The 23901-nt window shown below is 68.5% G+C and carries 23 protein-coding genes; 13 read left to right on the top strand and 10 right to left on the bottom strand.

Annotated features, from left to right (window positions below; all coding sequences use genetic code 11):
• Positions 1-118 precede the first annotated feature (118 nt).
• On the top strand, positions 119-1498 hold the full coding sequence (radA, locus tag U5N23_RS18665; RefSeq protein WP_322594236.1) for a DNA repair protein RadA: 1380 nt from the start codon (positions 119-121) through the stop codon (positions 1496-1498).
• 27 nt (positions 1499-1525) lie between these two features.
• On the opposite strand, the gene U5N23_RS18660 is transcribed toward radA, so the two are convergent.
• A complete protein-coding gene (locus U5N23_RS18660; protein ID WP_322594235.1) occupies positions 1526-3283 on the bottom strand; it encodes a methyl-accepting chemotaxis protein in 1758 nt (585 codons plus the stop codon).
• A 253-nt stretch (positions 3284-3536) separates the two neighbouring features.
• Here U5N23_RS18660 and U5N23_RS18655 point away from each other — a divergent pair, with 253 nt between their 5' ends.
• Genes U5N23_RS18655 through U5N23_RS18630 form a run of 6 tightly spaced genes read left to right on the top strand, consistent with a single transcriptional unit; the run spans position 3537 to position 8241 of the window.
• Positions 3537-3983, top strand: coding sequence for a glycerate kinase (locus U5N23_RS18655; RefSeq protein WP_322594234.1), 447 nt, complete (start codon positions 3537-3539; stop codon positions 3981-3983).
• Positions 3984-4023: 40 nt separating this feature from the next.
• Positions 4024-4962: a branched-chain amino acid transaminase gene (locus U5N23_RS18650; RefSeq protein ID WP_322594233.1), complete on the top strand. Its 939-nt coding sequence runs from the start codon at positions 4024-4026 to the stop codon at positions 4960-4962.
• 3 nt (positions 4963-4965) lie between these two features.
• On the top strand, positions 4966-5172 hold the full coding sequence (locus U5N23_RS18645; RefSeq protein ID WP_322594232.1) for a zinc-finger domain-containing protein: 207 nt from the start codon (positions 4966-4968) through the stop codon (positions 5170-5172).
• A 3-nt stretch (positions 5173-5175) separates the two neighbouring features.
• Positions 5176-5991 carry a glycosyltransferase family 2 protein gene (locus U5N23_RS18640; RefSeq protein ID WP_322594231.1) on the top strand — a complete coding sequence of 272 codons (816 nt, stop codon included), beginning with the start codon at positions 5176-5178 and terminating at the stop codon, positions 5989-5991.
• Positions 5991-7247: an O-antigen ligase family protein gene (locus tag U5N23_RS18635; protein ID WP_322594230.1), complete on the top strand. Its 1257-nt coding sequence runs from the start codon at positions 5991-5993 to the stop codon at positions 7245-7247. The genes U5N23_RS18640 and U5N23_RS18635 overlap by 1 nt, the downstream gene beginning before the upstream one ends.
• 19 nt (positions 7248-7266) lie before the next feature.
• On the top strand, positions 7267-8241 hold the full coding sequence (locus U5N23_RS18630) for a glycosyltransferase (RefSeq protein WP_322594229.1): 975 nt from the start codon (positions 7267-7269) through the stop codon (positions 8239-8241).
• 10 nt (positions 8242-8251) lie between these two features.
• Here U5N23_RS18630 and U5N23_RS18625 read toward each other — a convergent pair whose 3' ends face one another.
• Entirely contained in the window at positions 8252-9331 is a 1080-nt protein-coding gene (locus tag U5N23_RS18625; RefSeq protein WP_322594228.1) for an NAD(P)H-dependent flavin oxidoreductase, read from the bottom strand.
• Positions 9332-9368: 37 nt separating this feature from the next.
• Complete coding sequence (locus U5N23_RS18620) at positions 9369-10244, bottom strand: LysR family transcriptional regulator (protein ID WP_322594227.1); 876 nt, start codon at positions 10242-10244, stop codon at positions 9369-9371.
• A gap of 90 nt (positions 10245-10334) precedes the next feature.
• Between U5N23_RS18620 and U5N23_RS18615 the strand changes: the two genes are divergently transcribed.
• The gene (locus U5N23_RS18615) at positions 10335-11576 is read left to right on the top strand and encodes a YbfB/YjiJ family MFS transporter (protein WP_322594226.1); all 1242 of its coding nucleotides are present in this window, start codon (positions 10335-10337) and stop codon (positions 11574-11576) included.
• Here U5N23_RS18615 and U5N23_RS18610 read toward each other — a convergent pair.
• The 3 genes from U5N23_RS18610 to U5N23_RS18600 all read right to left on the bottom strand — a co-directional run bounded on the left by U5N23_RS18610 (position 11551) and on the right by U5N23_RS18600 (position 15073).
• Positions 11551-12819, bottom strand: coding sequence for an ATP-binding protein (locus U5N23_RS18610; protein ID WP_322594225.1), 1269 nt, complete (start codon positions 12817-12819; stop codon positions 11551-11553). The genes U5N23_RS18615 and U5N23_RS18610 overlap by 26 nt on opposite strands.
• Before the next feature lie 6 nt (positions 12820-12825).
• Positions 12826-13542 (bottom strand): response regulator transcription factor, encoded by a 717-nt coding sequence (locus U5N23_RS18605; protein ID WP_322594224.1) that lies wholly within the window; start codon positions 13540-13542, stop codon positions 12826-12828.
• Positions 13543-13675: 133 nt separating this feature from the next.
• Positions 13676-15073 (bottom strand): AmpG family muropeptide MFS transporter, encoded by a 1398-nt coding sequence (locus U5N23_RS18600; RefSeq protein WP_322594223.1) that lies wholly within the window; start codon positions 15071-15073, stop codon positions 13676-13678.
• 73 nt (positions 15074-15146) lie between these two features.
• On the opposite strand from U5N23_RS18600, the gene U5N23_RS18595 reads away from it, so the two are divergent.
• Positions 15147-15953: a M48 family metallopeptidase gene (locus tag U5N23_RS18595; RefSeq protein ID WP_322594222.1), complete on the top strand. Its 807-nt coding sequence runs from the start codon at positions 15147-15149 to the stop codon at positions 15951-15953.
• A 7-nt stretch (positions 15954-15960) separates the two neighbouring features.
• Here U5N23_RS18595 and U5N23_RS18590 read toward each other — a convergent pair whose 3' ends face one another.
• From U5N23_RS18590 to U5N23_RS18580, 3 genes are all read right to left on the bottom strand, one after another.
• Entirely contained in the window at positions 15961-17046 is a 1086-nt protein-coding gene (locus tag U5N23_RS18590; RefSeq protein WP_322594221.1) for a GGDEF domain-containing protein, read from the bottom strand.
• 150 nt (positions 17047-17196) lie between these two features.
• Complete coding sequence (locus U5N23_RS18585; protein WP_322594220.1) at positions 17197-17835, bottom strand: MBL fold metallo-hydrolase; 639 nt, start codon at positions 17833-17835, stop codon at positions 17197-17199.
• Between the two features lie 74 nt (positions 17836-17909).
• Positions 17910-18428: a DUF3016 domain-containing protein gene (locus U5N23_RS18580; protein WP_322594219.1), complete on the bottom strand. Its 519-nt coding sequence runs from the start codon at positions 18426-18428 to the stop codon at positions 17910-17912.
• Positions 18429-18925: 497 nt separating this feature from the next.
• Here U5N23_RS18580 and U5N23_RS18575 point away from each other — a divergent pair, with 497 nt between their 5' ends.
• The 4 genes from U5N23_RS18575 to U5N23_RS18560 are packed head-to-tail and all read left to right on the top strand — an operon-like array spanning position 18926 to position 23356.
• Positions 18926-21097 (top strand): TonB-dependent siderophore receptor, encoded by a 2172-nt coding sequence (locus U5N23_RS18575; RefSeq protein ID WP_322594218.1) that lies wholly within the window; start codon positions 18926-18928, stop codon positions 21095-21097.
• Between the two features lie 26 nt (positions 21098-21123).
• Positions 21124-21426 (top strand): DUF3649 domain-containing protein, encoded by a 303-nt coding sequence (locus U5N23_RS18570; protein ID WP_322594217.1) that lies wholly within the window; start codon positions 21124-21126, stop codon positions 21424-21426.
• On the top strand, positions 21423-23072 hold the full coding sequence (locus tag U5N23_RS18565) for a PepSY-associated TM helix domain-containing protein (protein WP_322594216.1): 1650 nt from the start codon (positions 21423-21425) through the stop codon (positions 23070-23072). Before U5N23_RS18570 ends, U5N23_RS18565 begins: the two co-directional genes overlap by 4 nt.
• Positions 23072-23356 (top strand): DUF3325 domain-containing protein, encoded by a 285-nt coding sequence (locus tag U5N23_RS18560; protein ID WP_322594215.1) that lies wholly within the window; start codon positions 23072-23074, stop codon positions 23354-23356. The genes U5N23_RS18565 and U5N23_RS18560 overlap by 1 nt, the downstream gene beginning before the upstream one ends.
• 9 nt (positions 23357-23365) lie before the next feature.
• On the opposite strand, the gene U5N23_RS18555 is transcribed toward U5N23_RS18560, so the two are convergent.
• Positions 23366-23875 carry a hypothetical protein gene (locus U5N23_RS18555; RefSeq protein ID WP_322594214.1) on the bottom strand — a complete coding sequence of 170 codons (510 nt, stop codon included), beginning with the start codon at positions 23873-23875 and terminating at the stop codon, positions 23366-23368.
• Between the last annotated feature and the right edge of the window lie 26 nt (positions 23876-23901).

Raw genomic sequence — 23901 nt, 5'->3', positions numbered from 1 at the left:
TCTCTGTGGTTCTGGTGCAAGGCCGCCATCGTACGGCTTGTGCGCCGGGGCTGCAGGCCCGTGCTGCGGCCGCTATAGTCACCAGCCCGCTTCCCTTCCTGCTCCACCATCCCACGCCATGGCCAAAGACAAGACCGTTTACTCCTGCACCGAATGCGGCGGCACCAGCCCGCGCTGGCTGGGCAAGTGCCCGGCCTGCGGTGCCTGGAACTCGCTGATCGAGCAGGTGGCCGAGGCCGGGCCGGGCAAGAACCGCTACAGCGGTGCGCAGTTCGCGGGCCTTGCCCAGGCCCAGGCAGTGATGCCGCTGTCGGCCATCGAGGCCAGCGACGTGGAGCGCACACCGAGCGGCATCGACGAGCTCGACCGGGTGCTGGGTGGCGGCATCGTCGAAGGTGGCGTGGTGCTGATCGGCGGCGACCCGGGCATCGGCAAGTCCACCCTGCTGCTGCAGGCGCTCGACGCCCTGCAGCGCGCGGGCCTGCCCACGCTGTACGTGACCGGCGAGGAAAGCGGTGCCCAGGTGGCGCTGCGCTCGCGCCGGCTCGGGCTGGACCACAGCCAGGTCAACGTGCTGGCCGAGATCCAGCTCGAAAAGATCCTGGCCACCATCGAATCCATGCAGCCGGCCGTGGCGGTGATCGACTCCATCCAGACCGTGTACTCCGACCAGCTCACCTCGGCCCCGGGCTCGGTGGCCCAGGTGCGCGAATGCGCGGCCCACCTCACGCGCGCGGCCAAGTCTTCGGGCGTGGCCATCGTGCTCGTGGGCCATGTCACCAAGGAAGGGGCCCTGGCCGGCCCGCGTGTGCTCGAGCACATGGTGGACACGGTGCTCTACTTCGAGGGCGATACGCACAGCCAGTTCCGCCTGGTGCGCGCCATCAAGAACCGCTTTGGTGCGGTCAACGAGATCGGCGTGTTCGCCATGACCGAGAAGGGCCTCAAGGGCGTGAGCAACCCCAGCGCCATCTTCCTGAGCCAGCACAGCGAGCCCGTGCCGGGCAGCTGCGTGATGGTCACCCTGGAGGGCACGCGCCCGCTGCTGGTGGAGATCCAGGCGCTGGTGGACAGCGGCGGCCCCAGCCCCCGGCGCCTGTCGGTGGGCCTGGACAAGGATCGGCTGGCCATGCTGCTGGCCGTGTTGCACCGCCATGCGGGTGTGGCCTGCATGGACCAGGATGTGTTCGTGAATGCGGTGGGTGGGGTGCGCATCAGCGAGCCCGCCGCCGATCTGGCCGTCATGCTGGCCATCACCTCCAGCCTGCGCGGCAAGGCCCTGCCGCGCGGCTTCCTGGCGTTTGGCGAAGTGGGCCTGGCCGGCGAGGTGCGGCCCGCGCCACGCGGGCAGGAGCGGCTCAAGGAGGCCGCCAAGCTCGGTTTCAGCGTGGCCGTGGTGCCCAAGGCGAATGCCCCCAAGAAGCCTATCGAAGGGCTGACCATCCACGCCGTGGAGCGCGTGGAAGAGGCGATGAACGTCGTGCGCGAGATGGGCTGAAGCGTTCAGCCCTTCAGTTTCGCGGAGTCAGAAGGACTCCCAGTCTTCGTCCGAGCCCTTGGCCTTGGGGCCGGGCCTGGCGGCGGCCGGTGACGGGGCCTTGGCGGCTGCGGGCGTTGGGGCCTGCAGCTTGCGGGTGGCACTGGTGGACGCCGTGACCTTGCTGGCAGGCGCCGCAGTGCGCGGGGCCGGGGCACGGGCCGGGGCAGGCCGGGGTGCTGGCGCGGCAGCCGCCGGCTGGTAGCCCACATTGAACACCGACACCACCTCGGCCAGGCGCTGCGCCTGGTCGCGCAGCGACGAGGCGGCGGCGGCCGATTCTTCCACCAGCGCGGCGTTCTGCTGCGTCATCTGGTCGAGCTGGGTCACGGCCACGTTCACCTGGGCAATGCCGTCGCGCTGTTCGGACGAGGAGGCGGTGATCTCGCCGATCAGGTCCGACACGCGGCGCACGCTGCTGACGATCTCGTCCATGGCCTGGCCGGCCTGGGTGACCTGCTCGGATCCGGTCTCCACCGATTCCACCGACGCCGTGATCAGGCCCTTGATCTCCTTGGCCGCCTCGGCGCTGCGCTGCGCCAGACCGCGCACCTCGCTGGCCACCACGGCAAAGCCCCGGCCCTGCTCGCCGGCGCGGGCCGCTTCCACGGCGGCATTCAGCGCCAGGATATTGGTCTGGAAGGCGATGCCGTCGATGGTGCCGATGATGTCGGCGATCTTGCGCGAGCTGTGGGTGATGGTCTGCATGCTGGTCACCACCTGGGCCACTACTTCGCCACCCCGACCGGCGGCCTGCGCGGCGGTGCTGGCCAACTGGTTGGCCTGGCGTGCGGTGTCGGCCGACTGGGTCACAGTGGCGGTCAGCTCCTCCATGCTGGCGGCAGTTTCCTCCAGGTTGGCCGCCGTCTGCTCGGTGCGCGACGACAGGTCGTGGTTGCCGGTGGCGATCTCCACCGAGGCGTTGGACATCGAATCCACGCCGCTGCGCACTTCCGACACCAGGCCGCGCAGCTTGGCCGCCATTTGCGAAACCGAGCGCAGCAGGTGGCCGAACTCGTCCTGGCGGTCATCCGAGGATTGCACGGTGAGGTTGCCACCGGCAATGGCGTCGGTCAACTGCACGGCATCGTTCAGCGGCCGGGTGATCGAGCGCACCAGCAGGAAGGAAAGTACCAGCCCCAGCAGGAACACCACGGCCTGGATGGTCCAGGCCAGCGCGCGGGCCCGGGCCATGGCGCCTGCGGCCTCCTGCTTGGCCGTGTCGCGCTGCGACTGCTGCAACTGCACGAAGGCTTCCAGCGAATCCACGTAGCGGCCGATGGCGCCCAGGTATTTCGACTCCACGAAGGTCTTGAAAGCGGCAGCATCGCCGGCCAGCTTGATCTCGCGGGCCTGCTTGTTCAGTGCCAGCACATTGGTGCGTTCGCTGGCCACGCGCTCCAGCGCAGCTTTGTCGGCGGGACTGGTGGCCAGTTCCACCACCTTGGACTGGATGCCCGAGATGCCGGTCACGCCCGCCTTCACGCGGCCGTCGAACAAGGTGGTCAGCTCCGCATCGGGCGTGGAATTGCTGGCCAGCACGCGCTCGCCCGTGGTTTCGGTGGCGCCTTTCCATTGCTGGGCCAGGGAGATGCGCTGTTCGAACGCCTCCAGCGACGCCAGCGTCTGCGCCATGACCTGCGAGGCCTGGTATTGCGACCAGAGGGAGACCAGCAGCATGGCACCCAGCAGGCCCACGATGGACCCCCAGAGCTTGGGGGAAAGGCGTATGTTGTCCAGTTTCATGGCTTGTGCTCCCGCGGGCGTCACCCCTGCGTATCAGGTTGTATCAACCAGCGAGCGTAAACCGCAGCGCAGGGTTGCGCCAGACGCCACCCGTTCAGACGCATTTGATGTAGCGTTTGCACAACGAATTCTCCGCCCGCGCCATACTGGTGCGGCTTGCGCGGGTTTTGGGCGCCCATCGGCTAGGCAGTACCCGCAGGACCTGCGGTCTTCACGTACGGCGGCATGTGCTGGCCATATGACAATACCGCCCATGAATTTGCGCAATATCTTCGTTCCGCTCGCTGCCGTAGGTGCCCTGGTGTTCGGCTTCGTGTCCTATGGGTGGCCCGGCTTGGCCGCGGTAGGGGGCGGGCTCCTGATGTGGCTGCTGTTGCACTTCACGCGCCTGATGAATGTGCTGAAAAGAGCGGCAGACCGGCCCATCGGCCATGTGGGCAGTGCCGTCATGCTCAATGCCAAGCTGCGTGCCGGGGTGAACCTGATGCATGTGGTGGCCATGACGCGCTCGCTGGGCCAGTTGTTGTCGGACGACGGCGCCCAGCCCGAGTTGTACCGCTGGACCGACGGTAGCCGCTCGTCCGTGACCTGCGAATTCAAGAACGGCAAGCTCGTGAAGTGGGAGCTCGTGCGCCCGGTGCAGGAGGAAGAGGTGCCGCAGGCAGTTGCCCCAGTGGCCGAGCTGCCGCCAGCCCCGTAAAATCGCTCTTTTGCGACCCACAGCAATTCAAAGGATACCCATGAGCCCCGTAGTTCCCTCAATGGCCGACCGTGACGGCAAGATCTGGATGGACGGCCAGATGGTGGATTGGCGCGACGCCAAGATCCACGTGCTGAGCCACACCCTGCACTACGGCTGCGGCGCGTTCGAAGGCGTGCGCGCCTATAAAACCGCCGACGGCACGGCCATCTTCCGCCTCGAAGAGCACACCGACCGCCTGTTCAACAGCGCCAAGATCCTGCGCATGAGGATCCCCTTCAGCAAGGAAGAAGTGAACGAGGCCCAGAAGGCCGTGGTGCGCGAAAACAAGCTGGAATCCGGCTATCTGCGTCCATTGACCTGGATCGGCTCACAAAAGCTCGGTGTTTCGCCCAAGGGCAACCAGATCCACCTGATGGTGGCGGCCTGGGCCTGGGGGGCCTACCTGGGCGAAGAGGGCATGCAGCGCGGCATCCGCGTCAAGACCAGCAGCTACACCCGCCACCACGTGAACATCACGATGACGCAGGCCAAGGCGGTGAGCAACTACACCAACTCCATCCTGGCCAACATGGAAGCGCTGGACGATGGCTACGACGAGGCCCTGCTGCTGGACAGCAGCGGTTTCGTGAGCGAAGGCGCGGGCGAGAACATTTTCGTCATCAAGAACGGCGTGATCTACACGCCCGACCTGTCGGCTGGCGCCCTGAACGGCATCACGCGCAACACCGTGTTCCACATTGCCAAGGACCTGGGCCTGGAGATCGTGCAAAAGCGCATCACGCGCGACGAGGTCTACATCGCCGACGAAGCCTTCTTCACCGGCACGGCCGCCGAAGTCACGCCGATCCGCGAGCTCGACCGCATCGAACTGGGCAGCGGCAGCCGCGGCCCGATCACCGAAAAGATCCAGAGCGCCTTCTTTGACATCGTCAACGGCCGCAACCCCCAATACGCCCACTGGCTGGCAAAGGTCTGAACCATGTCCCAAGCTGCGATCGAACTGCTGGCCAAGGACCTGAACGCCCAGGGCGGGGTCTTCTGCCCCAGCCCCAAGGCGGACATGAAAATCTGGAACAGCCACCCCAAGGTCTATCTGGACGTGGCCCGCAGCGGTGAGGCCAAGTGCCCCTACTGCGGCACGGTGTACCGCCTGAAGGCGGGCGAGCACGTGCACGCTGGCCACTGACGGATGTCGGCGGCCGCTGGCGACGCGAAGGCGTCGCCCACGCTCACGGTGGCGGTGCTCACGCACAACGAAGCGCACCGTATCGAAGCCTGCCTGCGCAGCGCCGCTTTCGCCGACCAGGTGCTGGTGGTCGACAGCGGCAGCACGGACAACACCGTCGCCCTGGCCCAGGGCCTGGGCGCGGAAGTCCATTCCTACCCCGACTGGCAAGGCTTCGCCGTGCAGCGCAACCGGCTGCTGGCCCACTCGCGTGGCGACTACGTGTTCTTCCTCGACGCCGACGAGGTCATGACGCCGGCCTTCCAGCAGGAACTGCAGGCCATCGTGCGCTCGGGCGCGCGCGGTGTGTGGACCATCCGCTGGCGCATGGTGGCCTTTGGCCAGGAGCTGCGCTATTTCCTGTCGCAGTCGCGCATCGAGCGGCTGTTCGTGCGCTCCATGGTCCGTGAATTCACGGGCGTGGTGCACGAGCAGGCGCAACTGCACCCCGATCCCGGTGGCGCTGGCGTGCCGCGGCACCTGGTCCGTGCCCGGCTGCTGCACTACACGCGCAACTCCGTGCGCACCAGTCTTGAAAAGCTCACCCAGTACGTGATGCTGGGCGCCGCCAAGCGCGCCGAACTGGGCAAGCGCGGTGGCGTGCTGCGCGGCCTGGCCTCGGGTGGCTCGATGTTCCTGCGCCTGTACGTGTTCCGCCTGGGCTTCCTGTGCGGAGGCGCGGGCTTCCTGTACTGCCTGTTCGTGGCGCTGGAGGGCTTTTTCCGGTATGCCGCATTGCACTACGACCGCGACAGCCTCACCGGCCGGGTGATCCGGTGATGGTGAAGAACTACCGCTGGTTCGGGCGCTGCGCAAGTGCCGGGGCGTTCATGGTGCCGGGCCTGGCGCTGTGGTTGCCCTCGGGCTATTCCTACGGTGCGGTGCTGCTGCTGTTGGCAGCGCTGGCCAGTGCGCCGGTATGGTGGCGGCGCCCGGCGCCGCGTGCCGCCTGGTGGCTCACGGCCGCCTTCTCGTGCATGGCCGCCCTGTGGCTGCTCGATGTGGGCGCCGCCTGGGGCTGGGGCAGCATGGACCGCCCGGTCAAATACCTGCTGGCGCTGCCCTGCATCTTCTACCTCATGACCTTCGAGCCGCGCGCCTCCTGGCTGTGGATGGGCCTGGCCGTCGGCGCCGTGGGAAGCGGTGCCGTGGGCCTTTACCAGATCGGTGTGCTGGGCCTGCCGCGCGCCAGTGGCTTCACCAACGCCATCCAGTACGGCAACCTGAGCATGCTGCTGGGCGTGCTCAGCGGCCTGCTGCTGGTCGTGCAATGGCGGCGCTGGGTGGCCTGGCAGCGTCTGCTGCTGGCAGCGGCCATCGCGCTCGGTGCGGTGGGATCGGTGCTGTCGCAGTCGCGCGGCGGCTGGCTGGCACTGGTGCTGCTCTTGCCTGTGTGCGCCTGGTTGCTGGTGCGCACCACGGGCCAGCGGCGCGTGTACTGGGGCCTGTGCGCCCTGGCGCTGGTGGCCGCGGCCTTGTCGCAGGTGCCGGCCGTGGAGCAGCGGGTGGACGAGGCACGCCAGGAAATGCAGACCTACCAGCAGCGCGGCGATGGCCGCAGCTCCGTGGGCCAGCGCCTGGCCCACTGGCAACTGGCCTGGCAGATGGGCTGGGACCGGCCGCTCACCGGCTGGGGCCGGGCCGGCTACGAGCAGGAGAAGGCGCGCCGCGTGGCGGCAGGTCTCGCCCACCCCGTGGTGCTCGAATTCGGCCATGCCCACAACGAGGTGCTGGACCTGTTCGCCAAGCGTGGGCTGCCCGGCGTGGCGCTGCTGCTGGCCTTCTACGGCATTCCGCTGATCATGTTCTGGCCCACGGCGCGGCGCATCCGCGACGGCGCGGGCAAGATGGACCGCGAATCGCTCTCGCTGTGCCTGGTGGGCGTGATGCTGCCGCTGTCGTACATCGGCTTCGGCCTGACCCAGGTCTTCCTCGCGCACAACAGCGGCAACATGTTCTACCTCTTCATGTGCCCGCTGGTGCTGGCGGCCCTGCATGAGCGGCGCGCACGCATCGGCTGCGGCCGGCCCTTCTGACGACGACACAGGCATCCCCATGCACATCCTGCTGGTCAACAACTCTCCCATCCCGGTGTACGGCTACGGCGGTACCGAGCGCGTGATCTGGGACCTGGGCAAGACCCTGGTGCAGCTGGGCCACCGCGTGAGCTACCTCGTGCCCGAGGGCAGCAGCTGCGACTTCGCCCAGGTGCTGCCGATCAAGCCCGACGAGCCCTGGGACGGCCAGATCCCGGCCGGCGTGGACATCACCCACTTCCAGTTCAACCCGCGCAGCGAGCCCTCGCGGCCCTACCTCGTCACCGAGCATGGCAACGCGCGCAAACCCAAGCCGCTGCCGCTGAACACCGTGTTCCTCTCGCGCAACCATGCCGCGCGCTATGGCTCCACCGAGTTCGTCTACAACGGCCTCGATTGGTCGGCCTATGGCCCGGTGGACTTCGAGCGCCCGCGCTCGCACTACCACTTCCTGGGCAAGGCGGCCTGGGGCGTGAAGAACGTGGCCGGCGCCATCAAGGTGGCCAAGCTGGCGGGTGTGGAGCTCGATGTGCTGGGTGGCGAGCGCATCAACTTCAAGCGCGGCTTTCGCTGGACGCTGTCGCGCAAGGTGCACTTCTTCGGCATGGTCGGTGGGCAGCAGAAGAACGCGCTGCTCAATGCCTCGCGCGGCCTGATCTTCCCCGTGCGCTGGCATGAGCCCTTTGGCCTGGCGGTGATCGAGAGCCTGTACTTTGGCTGCCCGGTGTTCAGCACGCCCTACGGCGCGCTGCCCGAACTGGTGCCTGCCGAGTGCGGCAGCCTGTCGGCCAGCGCCAGCGAACTGGCCGAGGCCGTGCGTTCCCACAAGGCCGACCCGCGTGCCTGCCACGCCCATGTACAGCAGCATTTCAGCGCCGAGGCCATGGCGCGCGGCTACCTGCGCTACTACGAGCGCGTGCTGGCCGGCGAGGTGCTGCACCGCGAGCACCCGGTCATCCAGGGAACTGCCCGCGACCTGCCCTGGACGCGCTGAGCTGCGTGCTTCAGTGCGCAGCGCCCACGCGCGCGCAGGCCTGCTTCCATTCCTCTTCGAGCAGCGCCATCAGCGCACTGGCGGCCATGGGCCGCACGGCCTCCACGCCCTGGCCGGCCCAGAGCGACAGGTAGTCGGCCCGGCCCGCCTCGTTCGAGGCCTTGCGCAGCGCTCCTGTCAGCGCGTTCTGCACGGGGTAGGGCGGCACGGCCGTTTCATCGGACTGCAGGCGCTCCATCAGCGCGTTGACGATGCCGCGTGCGACGCGCCCGGTGAGGGCGCGCGTGGTGCGCGTGTCGGTGCCCTGGGCGCTGGTCAGCGCCTGGCGGTAGGGCGCACCGATGCCCGATTCATCGCAGGAGAGGAAGGCCGTGCCCATCTGCACCGCTTCGGCCCCCAGGGCCTGCGCTGCGGCGATGCCGCGCCCGTCCATGATGCCGCCGGCCGCCACCACCGCCACGCCGCGCGGCGCCAGCGCATCCACGCAGCGCGGCACCAGGGCCATCGTGCCGATCATCGAAGAGGCGAAATCCCCGAGAAAGGTGCCCCGGTGCCCGCCCGACTCCATGCCCGAGGCACAGACCCCGTCGGCCCCCACGTCGGCCCAGGCCACGGCCTCGGCCACCGTGGTCGCGGTGCCGATCACATAGCAGCCCGCAGCATGCAGGCGCGCCACCTGCGCGGGACTGAGGATGCCGAAGGTGAAGCTCGCCACCGCCGGGCGCGCGGCGACGAGGGCGTCAAACTGCGCCGCAAAGTCCTCGCACCAGCGCGACGGCACGGGAGGCTGTTGGCCGAACTCTGCGTACAGCGGGGCGAGCCGCGCCACGGCGGCGTCCACCGTGGCCGCGTCGGGTGCGGGCGTGTCCTGCACAAAGAGGTTCATGCCAAAAGGCCGGTCGGTGCGCTTGCGCACCTCGGCGGCCGCCTCGGTCATGGCTGCGGGCGAACGCATGCCGCAGCCCAGGGAGCCCAGCCCGCCGGCTGCGGATACGGCAGCGGCCAGGGCCGGGGTGTCGGAGCCGGTCATGGGGCCCTGGATGATGGGCAGGCGAAGCGAAAGGGCGGTGCGAAGGCTGCGGTCGGTCATGGCGGATTCCTGGAATGCGGGAAAGAAGAAGGAACGATCAGGCAGCAGACAGCGCCTGCCGCAGGGCATCGAGCGCGCTGGAGCGGTAGCCTTTGCGCCAGGTGAGCAGGGTGTCGATGCGGGTGATCGGCTGGTGGCTGAGCAGCCCGGCGTGGGGCGTCATGGCCAGCACCGAGCGCGGCACGATGCCCGCGCAACTGCCGGCGGCCACGCAGGCCAGAATGGCGTGGTACGAGCCCAGCTCCAGCACCTGCATGGGCTGCGGCCGGGGGGCGAACCAGTCCTGGCCGATGCGCCGGTAGGTGCAGCCCGGCTCGAAAACCGCCAGCGTGCCGGGCTGTACATCCTGGGGACCGGCCACGACAGGGTGGCCGGCGGGCAGCACCAGCAGCAGGTCTTCGGTGAATGCGGCCTGGGTCTCGAGCGCCGGGTCCGGGGCCTGGCCCGGTGGCCAGGCCACCAGCACCGCATCGAGCGCATGGGCGCGCAGCCGCTCCACCAGCTCGCGCGTGGGTGCGGTCGACAGCTCCAGCGCCACGCCTGGCCATTGGCCATGCAGGCGTGCCAGCGGCACGGGCAGGCGGCTCGCGGCCGTGCTTTCCATTGAGCCCAGGCGCAAGCGCCCACCGGGGGGCCCCGGGCGCACTGCCTGGCGCGCTTCCTCGGCCAGCGCCAGCAGCCGGTCGGCATAGCCCAGCAGCACCTGGCCCTCGGGCGTGAGCGCCATGCGCTTGCCTTCGCGCAGGAACAGGGTGGCGCCCAGGTCCGCCTCCAGCTGGCGCACCCGGGTGGTCACGTTGGACTGCACGCGCCCCAGCCGCTCGGCCGCGCGCGTGACGCTGCCTTCCGCCGCCACGGTGCGAAAGATGTCCACGGCGGCAAGGTCCAGCAAGGATGAAGAAGATTCAATCATCTTGAAATAGTATGAATTACAAAAATTCAATCTCTTGATAAGATGATACGCAGCGGCATCCGCCGTGGCAATCCTTTCCGGTATCCCCGCATGGACCAGGTGTCTTCTTCCCCTTCCCCCGCCCGCGTGCATGACGCCGACACGGCGCCTTTGCGGGTCGCCCTGGCCGGCATGGTCGCCCTCGCGGTCGCCATGGGCATCGGCCGCTTCGCCTTCACCCCGCTGCTGCCGATGATGCTGCACGACGGCGTGGTAGACATCGCCACCGGCAGCTGGCTGGCCACGGCCAACTACGCCGGCTACCTTGCCGGGGCGCTGCTGTACATGGCCCTGCCGTGGCTTGGCCGTCGCCTGGGCGCAGTCCCGGGCAATGCGGCCCTGGCGCGCGGCGGGCTGGTGGCCACGGTGCTGCTGACCGGAGTGCTGGCCTTGCCCTGGCCCGCGTCGTGGCCGCTGCTGCGCTTTCTGGCGGGGGTCGCGAGTGCCCTGGTGTTCCTGGGCACGGCCAACTGGTGCATGGGCCAGCTCACCCGGCTGGGGCGGCCCCAACTCGCCGGTCTGATCTTCTGCGGGCCCGGGCTGGGCATCGTGGTGACGGGCCTGCCCACCGGCGCCATGGTCGCTGCAGGCTGGAGCGCGGCGGCGGGCTGGGCCACCTTTGCCGCGCTGGCGGCGGTGCTGTGTGCCGGAATCTGGCAGGTGCTGCGCGGCGGCGAGGCGCAGGGCCATGCTGCGGGAACGCCCGCTGCGGCCTCGCTGCCTGCGCCTGCAGCGCAGCGGGCACTGCACGCCGTGGCCTATGGCCTGGCGGGCCTGGGCTACATCGTCACCGCCACCTTCCTGCCGGTCATCGCGCGTGCTGCGCTGCCGGCCGGCTCGGCCTGGCCCGACCTGTTCTGGCCGGTGTTCGGCGCCGGCGTGGCACTGGGGGCCTTTCTGTCCACGCGCATCGCGCCGCACCGCGACCGCCGCTGGCTGCTGGCCGGCGCCTACCTGCTGCAAGCGGTGGGCATTGCGCTGGGCCTGCTGTGGCCGGGGCCGGTGGGGTTTGCGCTGGGCAGCCTGCTGCTGGGCCTGCCATTCACCGCCATCACCTTCTTCGCCTTGCAGGAGGCGCGCCACCAGTGGCCGCAGGCGGGCGCGGGCTTCACCGGTCTGCTCACCGCGCTGTACGGCATCGGCCAGATCGCCGGGCCGCCCATGGCGGCTGCGTTGCTGGCGCACGCCAGCACGCAGTCACAAGGCTTCGACTGGGCGCTGGGTGTCGCGGGCTCGGTGCTGGTGCTCGGGGCCGCACTCTACGCGCTCATGGCGTGGTGCTGGCGGAAGTAAGACCCTGTTCAAGGGGCAGCCGCAGCACGAAGCACGCGCCGCCCGCGCCATCGGGCCGGTCTTCACAGGCCACCGTGCCGTTGTGGCGCCCCGCGATGGAACGCACCAGCGACAGGCCCAGGCCCACGCCGCCGGCGCGCTCGCTGGCGCCGGGCAGGCGGTAGAAGGGCTCGAAGATGCGCTCACGCTGGTTGCCGGGCACGCCAGGCCCCTGGTCGCACACGCGCACTTCGGCATGGCCCTGGTGCCGGTGCACGACCACGCTGACTTCGCCCGTGCTGTAGCGCCGGGCGTTCTCCAGCAGGTTGCGGATGGCCCGGCGCAGCAGCTTGGAGACGCCGCGCACGTCCACGGCATCGGGGCTGGCGCCCACATCCAGGTCGGCGTCCACGCGCGCGCATTCCTCGGCCGCCAGGCCCACCAGGTCCACCGTCTCCACTGTGCCCACGTCGGCCTCGCGCGCGTCCAGGCGGCTGGCCAGCAGGATTTCGTCCACCAACTGGTCGAGCTCGGCGATGTTGCGCAGGATCTCGGCGCGAAAGGCCGACGAGGGCTGCTGCCCGCCCATCAGCTCCATGCCCATGCGGATGCGCGTGAGCGGCGAGCGCAGCTCGTGCGAGGCGTTGGCCAGCAGCGACTTGTGCGATTGGACCAGGGTTTCCACCCGCGCAGCGGCAGCGTTGAACTGGCGTGCCAGGTCGGCCACTTCGTCCTGGCCCTGCTCGGGCACGCGCACCGAGAGATCGCCTTCGCCAAAATGCTTGACGCTGCGCTGCAGCGCCTCCAGCCGCAGGGTCAGGCGCCGGATGATGGGGTACACGCCCACTGCCACGGCCAGGCCCACGATGCCCAGCAACCACAGGAAACCGAAGGGCGGACGGGTCCAGAAAGCAGCGTCACCCTGATTCGGCCCGCTACCGGGCCGCCCGCCGATGCGGGGCTGGCGTGGTGCCATCTGCAGCACAAAGGACTGGCCGGTGTCGGATTCGATCTGGAACTCTATGTTCTCGCCGGGCTCCGACGGCTGACGCGTCGCAGGTCCCCGAAAGACGACGTCGCCCTTGGCATCGCGCAGCACCATCTCGCGCGAGGGTGGCACGAAGGGTTGGTTGTTCCGTGCGTTCTGCTCCTCTGCAGCGCGCCAGGCCCAGCCCACAAGCAGGATGAGCACGGCGATGCCGCCGACCACCGCGAGCCAGATGCGCAGGTACAGGCGCCGGGCGAAGGGGTTGGAAAGGCTCACAGGGCTTCAGTCCTGCTGCTTGGCGAATACATAGCCCACGCCGCGCACGGTCAGGATGCGGCGCGGGTTCTTGGCATCGACCTCGATGGCCGCGCGGATGCGGCCCATGTGCACGTCGATGGAGCGGTCGAAGGCCTCCAGTTCGCGGCCGCGCACGGCCTCCATGATCTGGTCGCGCGTGAGCACGCGGCCCGCGCGTTCGGCCAGCGCCACCAGCAGGTCGAACTGGTAGGAGGTCAGGTCCGCCGGCTGGCCGGCCACGGTGACGGTGCGCGCATCGCGGTCGATCTCCAGCGTACCGAAGCGCAGGGCCTGCGCCACCGGCGTGCCGCCATCGGTGCGCCGGCGCAGGATGGCGCGGATGCGCGCCAGCAGCTCGCGCGGCTCGAAGGGCTTGGGCAGGTAGTCGTCGGCACCGAGTTCCAGGCCGATGATGCGGTCCATCGGGTCGCCCTTGGCCGTGAGCATGAGCACCGGCACCTGCGCAGCCGGGCCCTGCAGCGAGCGGATGCGCCGGCATACCTCCAGGCCATCCATGTCGGGCAGCATCAGGTCCAGGATCACCAGGTCGGGCAGGGCGGCGGCGTCCGGCCCCTGCAACTGCGCCAGGCCGCTCTTGCCGTCGGCACGGTGCGTCACCACCAGGCCGGACTGGCCCAGGTACTCTCCCACCATCTCGGCAAGGCGGGCGTCGTCTTCGATCATCAGCAGTTGGGAGCTCATGGGGTCAGTGTAGTAGCGGCCTGCCCATGGTCGCGCAATGGCGTCACAAGGTGTTGAAGCGCCTGTAAAGCTCCCGTAAACCTGCCGCCATTGCCATGGCTTGCATTGCTATGCAATGCATAGCAAAAATCGCCTATCCCTGGCCGGTGCCGGCAATTCTGACCCGTGATGCCAGCCACACCAGCAGCAGCACGGGCACCCCCAGCAGCGCGGTGGCCGTGAAGAAGTGCGCGTAGCCGAACCCATCCACGTAGCGGCCCGAGAAGCCTGCGATGAACTTGGGCAGCAGCAGCATCAGCGAGCTGAACAGCGCGTACTGCGTGGCCGAGTAGCTCACGTTGGTCAGGCTCGACAGGTAGGCGATGAAGGCCGCCGAGGCGATGCCGCTGGCCAGGTTGTCGGCCGAGACCACGGCGATCAGTGCCGTCACGTCGTGCCCGTGCCCGGCCAGCCAGGCGAACAGCAGGTTGCTGCCGGCGCTGAGCACGGCGCCCAGCATGAGGATGCGCATGACGCCGAAGCGCATCGACAGCACGCCGCCCACGAAGGCGCCCACCAGCGTCATCACCACACCGTAGATCTTGGTCACGGACGCCACCTCGTCCTTGGTGAAGCCCATGTCCACGTAGAAGGGGTTGGCCATGATGCCCATCACCACGTCGCTGATGCGGTACACGGCGATCAGCGCCAGGATCAGCGCCGCATGCCAGCCGTAGCGCGTGAGGAAGTCGGCGAAGGGGTCGACCACCGCGCCCTTGATCCACTCGGCCGCGTTCTTTGCAGGCGGCAGCACCACCTGCGCAGGTTCGCGCGAGAACAGCACCGTGAAGACGCCCACCGCCATGGACGCGGCCATGGCCAGGTAGGCTGCCTGCCAGGCCGCGTTTTGGTACGCCGCCGCGCCCTGCGCCACGGCCTGGCCCACAGCCGGCGCCACCTCGGCGCGCGCGGCGATCCACAGCACGCCGGCACCGGCCCAGATCATGGCCAGGCGGTAGCCGGTCTGGTACGAAGCGGCCAGGGCCGCCTGGTGGCGTGCGTCGGCCGACTCGATGCGAAAGGCGTCGAGCGCGATGTCCTGCGTGGCCGAGCCGAAGGCCACGGCCAGCGCGCACCAGACGATGGGCCCCAGCATCTCGCGCGGGTCCGCCAGGGCCATGCCCACCAGTCCTGCCACCACCACCAACTGGGACAACAGCAGCCAGCTGCGCCGCCGGCCCAGCCAGCGGGTGAGCAGGGGCAGGGGCATGCGGTCCACCAGCGGCGCCCAGACCCATTTGAAGCCGTAGGCCAGGCCCACCCAGCTCAGGTAGCCGATGGTGCTGCGGTCGATGCCCGCCTCGCGCAGCCGGAAACTCAGCGTGCCCAGCACCAGCAGCAGCGGCAGGCCGGCCGAGAAGCCGAGGGTGAGCATGCGCAGGCTGGCGGGCTCCAGGTAGACGCGCAACGTCTGCAGCCAGGTGGGGCGGGGAGCGTCGGTCGGCGCGGCGGATACGGCCGATGCAGCCGGGGTGGAGGTGATGTCTGACATGGGTACCTGGGTTTTTGTCTATTATTCCTGCATGTGCATGCTTTGCCCCCCTCCTTCCGCCGCGCCGTCATCCATGTGGTCCGCGCGCCGCGCATTTCTTCTGGCGGCGGGGGCGGGCGCCATGGCCCCGGCCATCGCCCAGGTGGACGTGGGCACATCGTCCACGCTGCGCAAGCTGATCCCGGCCGAGACGCTGGAGCGCTCCGCCGCACAGCAGTACCAGCAGATGATGGAACAGGCCCGCGCCAAGCGCGCCCTCGCGCCCGACGATTTTCCGCAGCTGCAGCGCCTGCGCACCATTGCTCAGCGGCTGATCCCGCACACCAAGCCCTGGAACGAGCGGGCAAGCCAGTGGCGCTGGGAGGTGAACCTGATCGGCAGCAAGCAGATCAACGCCTTCTGCATGCCCGGCGGCAAGATCGCCTTCTACACCGGCATCCTCGACCAGCTCAAGCTCACCGACGACGAGGCGGCCATGATCATGGGCCACGAAATGGCCCACGCGCTGCGCGAGCATGCGCGCGAGCGCCTGGCCAAGACCCAGGCCACCAACATCGGCCTGCGCCTGGGCTCGCAGCTGCTCGGCCTGGGTGATCTGGGCAATGCCGCCGCCAGCCTGGGCGGGCAACTGCTCACGCTGCAGTTCAGCCGCTCGGACGAGAGCGATGCCGACCTGGTGGGCCTGGAGCTGGCCGCGCGCGCCGGCTACCGGCCCGATGCCTCGGTGAGCCTGTGGAAGAAAATGGGCAGCGCCACCGGCAGCAAGCAGGGCGGCCTGGCCTTTCTGTCCACCCACCCCTCGGGTCCGGCGCGCATCGAGCAACTGGAGCTCAACGTGCCCAAGGTGCAGAAGCTGTACGAAGCTGCGCGCAAGGGTTGACGGCTGATCAGCCCGCCGTGACGCGGTTGCGGCCGTTGTTCTTGCTCTGGTAGAGCGCCTGGTCGGCCCGTGCAATGGCGGCCTGCAGGTCGTCGCTGCCAGCGACCTGGGCCACGCCGAAGGACATGGTCAACGGCACCGGCGTGCCTTGGCAGTCCAGCTCGATCCCTTCCATCGCCACGCGGATGCGCTCGGCCACCTCCATGGCGGATTCCAGCGGGCTTGCCGGCATCAGCGCCAGGAACTCTTCGCCGCCCCAGCGCGCGATCACGTCGCTTTCGCGCAGGTTGCGCGCAAGCACGCCGGCCACGGTCACCAGCACGCGGTCACCCATGGCATGGCCATGGCGGTCGTTGACCTGCTTGAAATGGTCAATGTCGCACAGCAGCAGTGCCACCGGTTCGCCGGTGCGCTGGGTGCGGGTCAGCGTGTGCCCGGCCAGGGTGTGAAAATGCGCACGGTTGTTCAGCCCGGTCAGCGCATCCAGCGTGGCCTGCTTGAGCAGCCGGTTCTCGGCAATCAGGATGGTGCGCCGGTAGAACGCCGCCAGCGCCGCGAACATTCCGAACACGATGCACACGTGGATTGCGTTGACCACCTGCTGGCCCTTGCCGACCAGTGGCGCGAGGGCGCCCCAGTGGTCGCAGGCAAAGCGCAGGCCCAGGTAGTACGCCAGCAGCGCCAGCACCATGGGCCCGGCGTAGCGGCCCGAGTTGGCGATCACGATGGCCGGGATGAACAGCAGCAGGTAGTAGTGAAAGCCGCTGTCCCAGCCCACCAGCAGCGAGCCCAGTGCGGAGTGGACGATCACCTCCAGCCAGATCAGCAGGATGCCGGCCGTGTTGCGGCGCCGCTTGATGAGCTGGTAGGCACCCAGGTACATGCCGATGCTGGCCAGGTTGACCAGCGCCAGCGGCACCGAGCCCAGCCATAGAAAGAGCACGATGTAGCCGCAGTCGATGGCCGCGGCCGTGAGTGCCACCCGCTGCGCCATGGCCCAGTAGGCCTTGCCGGCAACGCTGGAGCCGCGCTGTGGAATGGCAAAGGGGCGGGGTGGGTGGGCAGTAGGGACGGTGCTTGCGGGGGATGCCATGGCGGGACGCTGCCCGGCGCGCTCCTCCGATCGCCGGGATTGTTAACAGAATGTCACATCTTAGAAAATTGCAGTGCAGCGCATCGGTCGATCAAGGCGGGCAAAGCATCCCAGTTCCGCGCTACCGGGAAAGGAAAGACTCTCAGCCTCTCAGGTGCCCCCGACGTAGGGATTGCTTTTTCGTTCACGGCCAAAGGTGCTCTCGGGCCCGTGGCCGGGAATGAACACCGTCTGGTCGCCCATGGGCCACAGGCGCCCGGTGATGCTGTCGATCAGGTCCTGGTGGTTGCCCTGCGGAAAATCCGTGCGGCCGATGCTGCCCGCAAACAGCACATCGCCCACGAAGGCGCGATCAATCTGCGGCGCGTGGAAGACCACGTGGCCGGGCGTGTGCCCCGGGCAATGGCGCACGTGCAGCGTCTCGTTGCCGATCTGCACCGTGTCGCCGTCGGCCAGCCAGCGCGTGGGCGTGAAATGCTGCGCGGGCGGAAAGCCGAACATCGCGCTTTGCTGCGGCAGCGCATCGATCCAGAACTGGTCCCCGGGGTGCGGCCCCACGATGGGCAGCGACAGCCGCTCGGCCAACTCGCCCGTGCCGCCCGCATGGTCGATGTGGGCGTGGGTGAGCCAGATCTGGTCGAGCGTGAGGCCCAGGCGTGCGACCTCGGCGAGCAGCACGTCGAGGTCGCCGCCGGGGTCGACGATGGTGGCCTGGTTCGTGGCGTCGCACCAGAGGATGGAGCTGTTTTGCTGGAAGGCGGTGACGGGGACGGTGAGGTAGTGGAGCATGGGTGGAGATTTCTTTGGTCGATATTAGACATCGACCACGCCCCGGCCAGTGCCTGCCGTGTTCGCCTTAGCGGCTACAGCCTGCCGAACCGTTTCTCGAACCAACGGTCCAGCAACGCCTTTTCGTACCGCAACCGGTCACCGCTCGAATACCGGTTGCTGGGCACCATGAAGTTCAGGTCGCTGAGCAGTTCTTCGCCGCCGGACACGGGGGCGCTGTCATCGCGCACCAGGCTGTAGTGCAGCCTGATGCGCGGGCCCGTGATGTCGGTGACCACGCGCAGGTTCGAGCCGCCAACGCCCATGGGCGGGAAGTGGCCGGCCAGATCGATGTCCAGCACTTCGATCTTGAGGGTGTCGGTGGGCGCCAGGCCCTTCGTGGCCAGGCGCTGCAGGTGCTGCTCCACGTCGCGCAGCACCTGGGCGCGGTCGGGCTCGCTGGCCACGGGGTGGGCGTAGCTGGCATCGGTGTACTTTTCCGGCGCGGTGAACGTGACGCTGGCGGTGCCTGCGAACGCGGCCGTGGTGCTGGCGGCGATCAGGCAGGCGGTCATCAGCAGGTGGAAAGGGCGTTGTCGGTGCTGCAGCAGCATGGTGGGTTCCTCCATCGTGGTGAGTATGACGATGGATGGGGTCCTGCGTTCCCAGCGGGGGAATAGGGATGCGTGGCGGGCGCCGGTCCTCCTACCTCCGGCCACAAGATGGGGCTCTATGGGCCTGGCGTCGGGTGGGCCGGGCACAGAACCAAGCGGCATCGCATGCCCTGGAATGCCCGTCTTCGTTGCAGTGATGCAACAGTTCGATAATCACTTTGCTGCGAATTTTGTAGCAACCGTTCTCGCCTTGCGGCCGATTCGGGTTTTCCCGAACCGGCAGGCACGGGGCCGCTGGCGGGCTTTACAGAGCCCAACGTACCCGTTCAAAGGGTGCTAAATTAAAATGCGAATAATTGTCGTTATGATTTGTTTCATGAAGTAGAAACGGCTGCCCCTCGCGGTGCCCCGGGTTGTACGACCTCCCACCGTGATATCGCCCGGCCACGGCTGGGCTTTCGTTCGTCTTTTTGTATCTCTCTATCTCTGCCCACACCATGCCATCCTCGACCGCCCGTGCGCCCCGTCGTTTCACCCCCCATCCCCTGGCCCTGCTGGTGCGCCAATGCCTGGGCGCGGGCCTGGCCGTGGCCGCAGTGGGTGTGGCGGCGCAAACCAGCACCTCCGGCACCACGCTGGATGAAGTGAAGGTGCGCGAGCAGGCCGAGGCCATCGGTGGCCTGCAAAAGACCTACCACGGCGGTCAGTTTGCGCGCGGTGGTGACTTGGGCATCCTGGGCCGCACCGACCAGATGAACGTGCCCTTCAGCACCACCAACTACACCAACGAGCTGATCCAGAACCAGCAGGCCCTGACAGTGGCCGACGTGGTGATGAACGACGCATCGGTGCGCTCGCTGCAGGCGCGCGGCGGCTATGGCGACGACTTCCAGGTGCGCGGCCTCACGGTGTCCAACACCGATGTGAGCCTGAACGGTTTGTTCGGCCTGAGCCCCTCGACCCGCATTCCGCTGGAAATGATTGAGCGCGTGGAAGTGCTCAAAGGCCCCGGCGCCCTGACCAATGGCGTGGGCCCTGGCGGCAGCGTGGGCGGCAGCATCAACCTGGTGACCAAGCGCGCGGCCGATACGCCGTTGACGCGCCTGACCACCAGCTACATGGGCAAGGCCCAGTTCGGTGCCCACCTGGACGTGGGCCGCCGCTTCGGCGAAGACAACCAGTGGGGCGTGCGCGCCAACGCGCTGGTGCGCAATGGCGAAGGCAATGTGGACGGTGGCCGCCAGCGTGCCGACGTGGCAGCGCTGGGCGTGGACTACGCCGGCGGCCGCCTGCGCTGGTCACTGGACGCCTTCGCCACCGAGGGCAAGACCCAACAGTTCCGCCCCCAGACGGCCTTCCGCGCCGGCGTCACGCAGATGCCCGCGGCGCCGGACAACCGCACCAGCATCTACCCCGGCGCCAACCTGACGGACGACATGCGCACCGTGATGTCGCGCCTGGAGTACGACCTGAACGACAGCACCACCGTGTACGGTGGCGTGGGCTACACCCACAACACCAGTGAGCAGCACTTCCCGACCGCCGGGCTGCGCGTTGACGCTCTGGGCAACTTCACGGTGGCCAACGGCTACTACGACGCCTACAACAAGACGTCTTCGGCCGACGTGGGCCTGCGCACCAAGTTCCAGACCGGTGGCATCGGCCACACCGTGGCCCTGGCCACGAACTACCTGGACCAGGAGATCGGCTACTTCTACCAGCTGACCAGCACCTACGCCCCGTCCAACATCTACAACCCCGCGCCGCTGCCGACCATCAACTTCCCGCGTGGCAACCCCAGCAAGAGCAGCGAGCTCAAGCAGCACAGCCTGGCGCTGGCCGACACCATGTCGTTCGACAACGGCCGCTACCTGCTGACGCTGGGCGTGCGCGACCAGACCATCGAACAGGGCAGCTTCAACGTCAACACCGGCGCAGGCACCAGCTACTACAAGGCCAGTGCCGTGACGCCGCTGGCGGGTCTGGTGATCAAACCGACGAAGAACATCTCGGTCTACACCAACTACACCGCGGGCCTGACCCGTGGCGGCACGGCCGGGCCCGGCACGGCGAATGCGGGCGAGACGTTTGCGCCGCAAAAGTCCAAGCAGAACGAAGTGGGCGTGAAGATCGACTGGGGCCAACTGACCACCCAGGCCGCCGTTTACCAGATCAAGCGCCCCAGCGCCCTGACCGACCCGGCCACCAACCGCTACAGCTTTGGCGGCGAGCAGCGCAACCGCGGCTTCGAGCTGACGGCCTACGGCGAAATCCAGCGCGGCCTGCGTGCCATGGCCAGCGCCTCGTTCAACAACGCCAAGCTCACGCGCACCGCCGGTGGCGTGAACCAGGGCAACGATGCGGCCGGCGTGCCGGACCGCACCTTCAACCTGGGCCTGGACTGGGATACGCCGCTGCAGGGCCTGAGCGTGAACGGCCGCGTGATCAACACCTCCGGCATGTACGCCGACGCCACCAACCGCCTGCGCGTGCCGGCCTGGACGCGCCTGGACATCGGTGCCCGCTACGCCACCAACGTGGCTGGCAAGCCCCTGGTGCTGCGTGCCAACCTGGAGAACGTGTCCGACAAGAACTACTGGGTCATCAGCAACTACGTGACCGTGGGCGCGCCCCGCACGCTGATGCTGTCGGCCGCCGTCGACTTCTGAGGTATGTGCATGACCGGAGTCTTGCCATGATGGCCGTGCTGCGCGGAGCCTGGCGCGCCGGGCCGCTGGTGTCGCGCATCGTTGCGGCCATCGGCGGCGGCTATGTGCTGGCGGCGCTGTTCAGCGTGGCCGTGCTGGCATTGCCCATGGCGCGGCCGCAGGCCGTGATCACGGGCATGCTGGCCAGCTTCGCCATCTATACGTGTGCGGTGATCTGGGTGTTTGCCGTGCGCAGCGCCTGGCGCGCCTGGGCCGGGCTGGTGGTGGCGGCCGTGCCGCTGCTGCTGGCCGCATGGACCGTGTGGTCCTCTGCAGGAGCTTCCCAATGACGACGAACAACAACGACGCAGCGCTGGACGAGCCCAAGGCGCCGGGCATTCGCCAGACCATGTCGGACCTGCACACCTGGGCCGGCCTGCTGTGTGGCTGGTTCCTGTATGCGATGTTTCTCACGGGTACCGTGAGCTACTTCAAGGACGAGATCTCGCAGTGGATGCGGCCCGAGCTGCCGCACCGCGCGGTGGTGCCCGATGCGGCCGAGTCGGCCCAGCGCATCGCCAACCAGCTCATCGCGCTGGTGCCCAATGCGCCGCAGTGGAGCATGCGCCTGCCCGACGAGCGCTACACCACGGTGGACAGCTTCTGGCGCCTGCCGCGCGGGCAGGGCCCGGCGCCCAACGGGCGCAACTTCGGCAGCGCCAACTTCGATCCGCTGACCGGCGAGAAAGTGGCATCGCGCGAGACGGTGGGGGGCGAGTTCTTCTACCGCTTCCACTTCCAGTTCCACTACATGCCCGTGCGGTGGGGGCGCTGGCTGGCGGGCTTTTGCGCCATGTTCATGCTGGTGGCCATCGTCAGCGGGGTCATCACGCACAAGAAGATCTTCACCGACTTCTTCACCTTCCGCTGGGGCAAGGGCCAGCGCTCGTGGCTGGATGCGCACAACGCGCTGTCGGTGTTCGGGCTGCCGTTCCACTTCATGATCACCTACACCGGCCTGATCACGCTGATGGCGCTGTACATGCCGTTCGGCGAGCAGGCGGCGTACAAGACACCGGCACAGCGCCAGGAGCTCACGGCGCAGCTCAGCGCCTTCATCCAGCCGCGCAAGGCCACGGGCCAGGCGGCGCCGCTGGCACCGGTGGACGACATGGTGCGCCAGGCCCAGGCGCGCTGGGGCGAGGGCAACGTGGGCCGGGTCACCGCCACCAATGCGGGCGACTCGGCCGCGCGTGTAAGCGTCACGCGCGGCGAGGAGGGCCGGGTCTCCATGAGCCCGCAGTACATGCTGTTCGATGGCGTGAGCGGCAAGCTGCTGGAGGTCAAGGAGGGCGTGGGCGTCGCAGCCGAAACGCGTGGCGTGCTGTACTCGCTGCACCTGGGCCGCTTTTCCGACCTGCACATGCGCTGGCTGTACTTCATCGTGAGCCTGGCGGGCACGGCCATGGTGGGCACGGGCCTGGTGATGTGGACCGTCAAGCGCCGCCGCAAGCTGGGTGACCCGGAGCGGCCGCACTTCGGCTTTCGCCTGGTGGAAAAGCTCAACATCGCCAGCATCGCGGGCCTGTCCATCGCCATGGCCGGCTTCCTCTGGGGCAACCGCTTGCTGCCGCAGGGCATGGCCGAGCGCACCGCCTGGGAGGTGCATGTGTTCTTCATCGTCTGGGCGCTGACGCTGGCGCATGCCATGCTGCGCCCCTCGCGCCGGGCGTGGATCGAGCAGTTCTGGGTCGGTGCGGCCGCGCTGGCCCTGCTGCCACTGGTCAGCGCACTGACCACCGAGCGGCCGCTGTGGCGCAGCCTGGCCGAAGGGGATTGGGTGTTCGCCGGCTTCGAGCTCATGCTCTGGGTGCTGGCGGGCCTGCATGTCTGGCTGGCGGTGCGCACGGCGCGCCACCAGGCGCCCATGCGCCGTGCGGCGCGCGCGGCCTCCAACGTGCCCGCCGGCGCAGCCATGGCCAAGGAAGGTGCCTGATGGTCCACGCAGCCACCTTCCTGGTTTGCCTCGTCGCGTTCGCGGCGCTGGCGCTGGGCACCGAGCGCCAGCAGGACGACCTGTTCGGACAGCCGCTGGCGCCACGCACCACCTGGCTGTGGCGCCTGCTGGGCTGGGGCGCCTTGGCCCTGGCGCTGGCCATCATCGTGCAGGCGCAGGGCTGGGGCATGGGGCTGGTGAGCTACAGCGGCCACACCAGCCTGGCGGCCGGCATCGTGCTGGGCGCGCTGATCGTGCGCAGCCGCACGCGCGACCGCCGCTGACGCAAGCGTTCAGCGGCGAGCCGCCGCTTCGGCCCGTCGGCGCGCGCGCAGCATGAGTGCCTGGGCTGCGTAGCCGATGGCAAAGATCCCGAGCCACGCGAGCAGCGCGCCGCGCACCAGGGGCGAGTCCGGTCCGGATGCCAGCGGCTGTGCGGGCGGCAGGCGCGTCAGCGTTTCGTTGATGCCAGGCACCAGCAGCAGGAAGACACTGAACGACCATCCCAAGGTCGCCAGGTAGGCACTGGCCCGTCCGAGGAACGGGAGTTTCGGTGCCAGCCAGGCGCTGAAGACCGCGAGCAGCGCCAGGATGCCCAGCGCATGCCCGGCGTTGAACCCACCGGTGCTTGACAGGCCGAAGGCCGTGAGCACCGAGAGCACCAGGCCGACCAGGTACACGCGGCCAGAGCGGTTACCTGGATCGATGCCGCCGAAGCGGGCAAAGCTGTAGAGCGCCGCGCCCAGCGGCACGAGGCTGACGGCGGTGTGGGCGATGCCGAGGAGGGAGAGGGGATTGGGCATGGAAAAGGATCTCGTGGGGGTGGGGC

Origin of the sequence: Acidovorax sp., assembly GCF_034519795.1 — a bacterium.
Classification (GTDB): domain Bacteria; phylum Pseudomonadota; class Gammaproteobacteria; order Burkholderiales; family Burkholderiaceae_C; genus Acidovorax.
The sequence above is the reverse complement of the archived record's forward strand: the minus strand, read 5'-3'. Positions and strand labels throughout refer to the sequence as shown.